General features: G+C 70.0%; 5 protein-coding genes. 2 read left to right on the top strand and 3 right to left on the bottom strand.

Translation table 11 applies throughout. The features are described from left to right. From IT293_02255 to IT293_02265, 3 genes are all read right to left on the bottom strand, one after another. Positions 1-433, bottom strand: a 433-nt coding sequence (locus IT293_02255) for a thiolase family protein (protein ID MCC6763460.1), incomplete at its 3' end; no start/stop codon positions are given. Between the two features lie 72 nt (positions 434-505). Further along, the gene (locus tag IT293_02260) at positions 506-1,639 is read right to left on the bottom strand and encodes a saccharopine dehydrogenase NADP-binding domain-containing protein (protein MCC6763461.1); all 1,134 of its coding nucleotides are present in this window, start codon (positions 1,637-1,639) and stop codon (positions 506-508) included. A 15-nt stretch (positions 1,640-1,654) separates the two neighbouring features. Beyond that, positions 1,655-2,935, bottom strand: coding sequence for an acyl-CoA dehydrogenase family protein (locus IT293_02265; protein MCC6763462.1), 1,281 nt, complete (start codon positions 2,933-2,935; stop codon positions 1,655-1,657). Positions 2,936-3,111: 176 nt separating this feature from the next. Here IT293_02265 and IT293_02270 point away from each other — a divergent pair, with 176 nt between their 5' ends. Together IT293_02270 and IT293_02275 are read left to right on the top strand one after the other, a co-directional pair. Next, the gene (locus tag IT293_02270; GenBank protein MCC6763463.1) at positions 3,112-5,808 is read left to right on the top strand and encodes a cation-translocating P-type ATPase; all 2,697 of its coding nucleotides are present in this window, start codon (positions 3,112-3,114) and stop codon (positions 5,806-5,808) included. Positions 5,809-5,816: 8 nt separating this feature from the next. Further along, a partial coding sequence (locus IT293_02275; GenBank protein ID MCC6763464.1) for an alpha/beta hydrolase occupies positions 5,817-7,053 on the top strand: 1,237 nt, incomplete at its 3' end.

A 7,053-nucleotide genomic window follows, 5' to 3' on the forward strand; every position in this document is an offset into this window, starting at 1 on the left:
CCAGCGTGGCGTAGTTCTCCTCGGCCCGCGACACGTCCCAGCCGCCCTCGAAGATCGCGAAGGCCTTCGCCTTGTCGGGAATGTTCATCTTCTCGGCGCCGATCGCGAGCGCCACGTCGGCCGTCCCCGCCCGCAGGCTCTGCACGGCGAGGTTGACCGCCGAGCTTCCCGACGCGCAGGCGTTCTCGACGTTGTAGACGGGGATGCCCTCGATGCCGATCCGCGCGAAGACCACCTGGCCCGGAATGGAGATCTGGCCCTGCAGCGTGCCGTTCGTCATGCCCGAGTAGAAGGCGACACCGATGTCGGCGGCCTTCCCGCGCGCATCCTCGAGAGCGCCCCGTAGCGCCTCTGACGCGAGGTCGTGCACGCTGCGCTCGGGGTGGCGACCGAACACGGTCATGGCGATGCCGGCGATGTAGATCTGACTCACGGGTGACCTCCTCTCGCGGCGGTGGTCACGACGGCCACGGTCGAACACTTCGATGACCGCCCCACCGCTCCTCTAGAGCTGCGTGATCGTGGCGCGAGCGAGGCCGCGCTGCTCGAGAAAACCGAGCAGGTAGCGGTGGCCGAATGCCTTGCAGGCCGAGGCGAAGCCGACCCTCGCCGTCTCGCCGTCGAGCAGCTTCACCACCGCGGCGGCTTGCAGCGCGCCGGTCGAGATATACGCCGTCACGCCGTGCACCGTCGCTCGCACGGCTGCGAGCTGGCCGCGGCCGATCGCGAAATCCACGGTACGCACGGTCGTCGTGCGTTCGCGCGGCGGCATGCTCGGCGTCGTCGACTCGACGGCGGCCTTGAGGATGGCGTCCTGCTGCGCCGCCGGCAGCGTCTTGTACTCCGCATCCCACTTCTGGAAGAAGCCGTGCGCGAGCTGCATCACGTCGTTGTCGTAGAAGCCGACCGCCGCGATGCAGCTCCGGACGCGCGCGTCGTGCTGGTAGAAGACCGGCAGAGACGTGCCGCTCCACGGCAGCGAGAAGACCGGCCGCAGGAAGCTCGGATCGACCACGTTGAAGCAGGCGGTCACCGGATGCTCGACCAGCTGCTTTTCCCAGAGGTAGTGCTGCTTGACGCGGGCCATGCCGAAGATCGACGCGGTCGAACCGACCGTCACACCGGCCGCGGCGAAGCGGGCGCCGCGACACAGCGTCGCGGTCTCCAGGCAATCGACGCCGTGCGTCTCGAGCGCGAGCTCGGCGGCGATCTCCGCGAACGTGTACATGTAGGCGGTCGAGGGCGCCAACAGCAGGCCGGCCTGGCGGTAGGCGTCGCCGTAGCGATCCCGCACCTCGAGGATGTAGGACTGCTCGCCGGTGGTGTCGATATAGTGGCAGCCAGCCTCGAGCGACGCCGCGACGGCGACCGCGCCATGCCGGACGAAGGGGCCGACCGTATTGCAGACGACCCGGGCGCCTTTGAAGACCCTGGCGAGCGCCTCGACGGTATGCTCGGTCTCGACGATCTCGTAGGTGGCCGACTCCAGGCGCACCACACGCTCGGTCATCATTTCCTGCACACGCTTCGCGTTGCGCGCCACGGCGGTGAACGGGATCTGCTGGTCGATCAGCCAGTCCACGATCAGCATGCCGGTGTAGCCGCTGGCGCCGTAGACAACGACGGGATACTGGGCCATGGAAGTTCTCCTGGATCAGCTCTGCGACCATCCCTCGGCGTAGAGCTGCTGCGCGAGCAGCCCGAGCCGCATGGTCAGGACGTAATTCTCGCCGTCCTCGATCAACGCCGCGCGCGTGTCCCGGAACAGCCGTTCGATGGGATACTCACGCGACGTCCCCGAGCCGCCGAACAGCTGGAAGGCTTCCTCGACCACCCTCATCGCTTCCTGCGTGACCGTGACCTTGCTCGCCGCGGTGACATAGGGGTGCGTCAGGGGCGACAGCCGCGCGAAGGCCAGTGAGCGCCGGGCCACCGAGCGGCAGAGCTCGACCCGGCGCAGCATGTCGCCGAGACGGTAGCGCGTCAGCTGGTGATCGATGAGCAACTTGCCGCCCTGCCGACGCTCATGGCAGTACCGCAGCGCCAGTTCGAACGCCGCCCGCGCGACCCCGGTGAACGTCTGGCTCATGACGGTGCCGGCAAACGACCACGCCGAGGCCATGTTGCCGTAGTAGTCGTCCCGCAGGGCGACGGCGAAGCGTTTCGGCACCTTGACGTTGTCGAAATAGATCTCGCCCTGGGGGAGCGATCGCTGGCCAAGCTTGTCGAGCGGCTTGCCTTTCGAGACGCCCGGCAGATCCAGGGGAATGATCACCGCCATGCCGTGGGGCCGGCCGTCCTCGTCGAGGAAGCTGCCGTCGTACTCGGCTCCGATGTACCCGAGCGCCACCTGCGCGACGGCACCGTTCGACACCCAGGCCGAGCACTGGCCGTTGATCACGATCTCGTCGCCCTGCAAGCGACCCCACATGTTGCCCTTGTTGCCCGGCTGATCCGGGGTCCACTCGCGCGCCATGTCGAAGATCTGCACGTCGCTGCCCTTGTCGGGATGCGTGATCATCCAGCAGCCGATGCGGCCCGTGCAGAGATCCACCAGCTCCTCGTTGCCAAGGGCGGCTGCCATCAGCATGGGGAAGCCGGCCACTTGCAGCGACACGGCCAATCCCGCATCGCCCCAACCCAGCTCCTCGCCGATCAGCGACTCCATGCGCACGGCGATCTCGGGCGGCGATCCGGCCAGCATGGCCGGATCGAGCCCCAGCTTGGCGAACTCCGTGAACACGCCGTAGTAGGGGGAGCCCGGCGCGATCACCTCGGCGGCGGTCATCTTGTCGAGGTCGGCGCCCAGCGGACGCAATACCTCCTTGGCGAAGCGATGCACTCCGCCCTGCACGGCCGCCTCCTCTTCGGACAGTGGCGTCTCGAAGCCGGACAATCCGGCGGCAGGCAGCGTCATCCTCGATTTCAGCTTCATGGCGAGGTCTCCCCGTACGGGCTCGACGGCAATCCCGCTCCTCCGACGTTGGCGTCGCTCATCCGTTTGCCACAGAAGATCGCGGGCACCAAAGCGCCGTTGCCCCCGCGACTCCCGGATCGCCGCGCCGGCTGCTATCGCTTCGTGAAGGTCCCGCGCCAAGGGGGATGGCAGGAATGGGTGGAGCGACACCGTTACCGACATCGCGGTCCGGAGCCTTTCCCGCACCGCCGGTGGGCCAACCGTGGCACGCCCGCACGGTCGACGACATCCAGCACGACCTCGACACCCGGATCGAATGCGGACTCGAGGCCGAGGACATCAGCCGCCGTCGCGCCGCGTACGGACCCAACGCGCTCACCGAAGGGCGCCGGCGCGGGCCGTTGCGCCTGCTGCTCGACCAGTGCGCCGACTTCATGGTGCTGGTATTGCTCGCGGCCGCCGTCGTCGCCGGCTTCGTCGGCGAGCCTCAGGATACGGTGGCGATCGCCGTCATCATCGCCGCGAACGCGGTCCTCGGCTTCGTGCAGGAGTACCGGGCGGAGCGCGCGGTTGCGGCCCTGAAGGCCCTCGCGGCCCCGCGGGCCCGGGTGCGCCGCGGCGGCGAGGTGGTGGCGGTTGCCGCCTGCGAGCTCGTCCCCGGCGATGTCGTGCTGCTCGAGGCGGGCAGCGCGGTGCCGGCCGATCTCCGCGTGGTCGAAGCGGTGCAGTTGCGCATCGAAGAGGCGGCGCTCACCGGTGAGTCCCAGCCCGTCGAGAAAGGCACGGCCGCCCTCGGAGCGTCCGAGCTTCCGCTCGGCGACCGCACCAACCTGGCGTACAAGGGCACGCTCGTCACCTACGGCCGCGGCGTCGGGGTCGTGGTGGGGACGGGCATGCGAACCGAGCTGGGGCGTGTCGCGACCCTCCTCAGCGACGAGGAAGAGGTCGAGACGCCACTGCAGCGGCGTCTGAGGCGGTTCGGCCAGCGTCTGGCGCTGGCCGTACTCGCCCTGTGCGCCGTCATCTTCGCGGTCGGACTCCTGCGGGGGGAGGAGCCGCTCTTGATGTTCCTGACGGCGCTCAGCCTGGCGGTCGCGGCCATTCCTGAGGCGCTCCCCGCCGTCGTGACCGTGTCGCTCGCGTTCGGTGCCCGGAAGATGGTGCGGCAGCACGCGCTGATCCGACGGCTCCCCGCCGTCGAGACGCTCGGCTCCGTGACCTACATCTGCTCGGACAAGACCGGGACGCTCACCCAGAATCGGATGCGGGTCGAGGCGTTCCACGTCGACGGCGCGCTGGTCGGCGCCGCGCCCCAGGCCCGCCCGGACCCGTGGCCCTTGGTCCTCACGAGCCTCGCCCTCAACAACGACGCGGTTCCCCGGGGGGAGGACGACGGCGAGGGCGACCCGACGGAGGTGGCCCTGCTGCTCGCCGCCGCCGCCGCGGGCTTCCGCAAGCGCGAGCTGGAGGCGCGCATGCCGCGGCTGGCGGAGATTCCCTTCTCGGCCGAGCGCGCGCGAATGAGCACCCTGCATCCGGGCGCTGGTGGTGGGGTGATGGTCTTCACCAAGGGGGCGCCGGAACAGGTGCTGCGACGATGCACCGCCCGACTCAGCGCGGCCGGTACCGTCGGGTTGGACGTACCGGAGGCCCTTGCCGCGGCGGCGGAGATGGCGGCGCGCGGCTGGCGCGTGCTGGCGCTGGCGTACCGCCGCCTTCCAGGCATGCCGGCCGACCGCTCCGCCGCCGTCGTCGAGCGCGAGCTCACGTTCCTGGCGCTCGTGGGGCTCCTGGATCCGCCGCGCGCGGAAGCAAAGGATGCCGTCGCGCTCTGTCAGTCCGCGGGCATCCGTGTGGTCATGATCACGGGCGACCACCCGGCCACGGCGCGCGCCGTGGCCGGCTCGCTCGGCATCGTCGATCGGGAGGATCCCGTCGTGACGGGGCCCGAGCTCGCCCGGCTCTCTCCCGAGGAGCTCGCCGCCCACGTCCACCGGATCCGCGCCTACGCGCGCGTGGCGCCCGAGCAGAAGATCGCGATCGTCAAAGCCCTGCAGGGTCGCGGGGAGCTCGTGGCGATGACCGGCGACGGCGTGAACGACGCGCCGGCCTTGCGCCGTGCAGACATCGGCGTCGCGATGGGGCGGAGCGGCACCGACGTGGCGCGCGAGGCCGCGCACATGGTGCTGCTCGACGACGACTTCTCCACCATCGTCGCCGCCGTGCGTGAGGGTCGGCGCATCTTCGACAACATCCGGAAGTTCGTGAAGTACACGCTCACGAGCAACGCGGGGGAAATCTGGGCGTTGGTTCTGGCGCCCGTCGTCGGATTGCCGACTCCCCTCCTCCCGATTCACATCTTGTGGGTCAATCTGGTGACCGACGGGCTCCCCGGTCTGGCGCTCGCGCTCGAGCCCGCGGAGCGCGGCGTGATGCAGCGGCCGCCGCGCCACCCGCACGAGAGCATCTTCGCGCACGGCCTCTGGCAGCACGCGGTGTGGGTGGGGTTGCTCCTGGGCGGCGTGACCCTCGCAACCCAGGCCGCAGCCTATCACGGCGGATCGGCGCATTGGCGAACCATGACGTTCACCGTGCTCACCCTTTCCCAGATGGGCCATGTGCTGGCGATCCGCTCCGAGCGCGAGTCGCTCTTCGTGCAGCGACCGGGGCCGAACCGGCCGCTCCTGGGCGCAGTGTTCCTGACCTTCCTCCTCCAGCTGGCGACGCTCTACGTCCCCGCCCTCCATCCGATCTTCAAGACGGAGCCACTCTCGCTCGCGGAGCTGATCGTGTGCCTCGGCGTATCCACGATCGTGTTCGCGGCGGTCGAGGTCGAGAAGTGGATGGCTCGTCGCGGTGCGGGACTCGCGGCACCCGCCGCGCTACGATAGGGAGAGTCGTGGCCGCGCCCTGGCTCTTCCTCCTGGTGACCCTCGTCGGCGCCTGCTTCACGGCGAGCGCGGTGCTGCGGATCCGGCGCATCAGTTATCTCATCGTCCCGTACTTCTTCGGCGCCTGGCTGACCGGCGAGCTCGCGGTGCACCACGTCGCGTGGCAAGCGGTCGCGACGATCGCCTTCGTCGCGATGGGCGCGCTCGACGCCTGGCCGGGCTGGCTCGGACTCGCGATCACCTTCGCCTCGTGGGCGGCGCTCGCCGTCTTCCACCGACGTGCGGGCGGCACCGGGTCCGTCTTCGATGCGGCGCTGCGCGACGACCTCGCCGACGAGACCGGGCGGGCGAGCGTCGGCGTCCCCTTCCGTCGCATCGCGCGCCCCTTCTCGTTCCGCCTCCACGACGTCGACCGCATCCATGACGTCGCCTACGGTCCGCACGGCCGGCGCAACCACCTCGACGTCTACCGGCCGACGAACGGCAACGGCAACGGTGACCGACCATATCCGATCCTCTTCCAGATCCACGGCGGCGGCTGGACGATCGGGCAGAAGGACCAGCAGGCGCTGCCCCTCATGTACCACCTGGCGGCGCGCGGCTGGCTCTGCGTCGCGGCGAACTACCGCTTGAGCCCGCGCGCCACCTTTCCCGATCACCTGATCGACGTGAAGCGCGCCCTCGCCTGGACCAAGCGGCACGCGGTCGAGTACGGCGGCGATCCCGCGTTCGTCGTCGTGACCGGGGGCTCCGCGGGCGGGCACCTGGCGGCGCTCGTCGCCCTCACCGCCAACGATCCCGAGTACCAGCCGGGCTTCGAGGACGTCGACACAACCGTCCAGGGCTGCGTCCCGTTCTACGGCGTCTACGACTTCCTCGATCGCCACGGCGAGCGCGGCAGGGCGTCGATGGCGCCCTTCCTCCAGCGCCTCGTGATGAAGAGCTCCCCCGAGACGCACCGCGAGGCCTGGGAGAAGGCGTCGCCGATCGCGTGCGTGCACGCCGGCGCGCCGCCCTTCTTCGTCATCCACGGCACGCACGACTCGCTCGCCTACGTCGAGGACACCCGCCACTTCGTGAGCGCGCTCCGCGCGGTCTCGCGCCAGCCGGTCGTCTACGCCGAGCTGCCGGGCGCGCAGCACGCCTTCGACGTCTTCCACTCGCGGCACTCCGCCTACGCCGTCGACGCCGTCACGCGTTTCGTGGAGCGCCTGCGCGCCGACGATCTCGCGCGCCGCGCGCCGG

The organism is Deltaproteobacteria bacterium (assembly GCA_020848745.1).
Taxonomy (GTDB): domain Bacteria; phylum Desulfobacterota; class Binatia; order UTPRO1; family UTPRO1; genus UTPRO1.

Excerpts from the sequence above, each read along its gene's own strand:
- IT293_02265 (MCC6763462.1), bottom strand. The coding sequence starts at position 2,935 with ATGAAGCTGAAATCGAGGATGACGCTGCCTGCCGCCGGATTGTCCGGC.
- IT293_02260 (MCC6763461.1), bottom strand. The coding sequence starts at position 1,639 with ATGGCCCAGTATCCCGTCGTTGTCTACGGCGCCAGCGGCTACACCGGC.
- IT293_02270 (MCC6763463.1), top strand. The coding sequence starts at position 3,112 with ATGGGTGGAGCGACACCGTTACCGACATCGCGGTCCGGAGCCTTTCCC.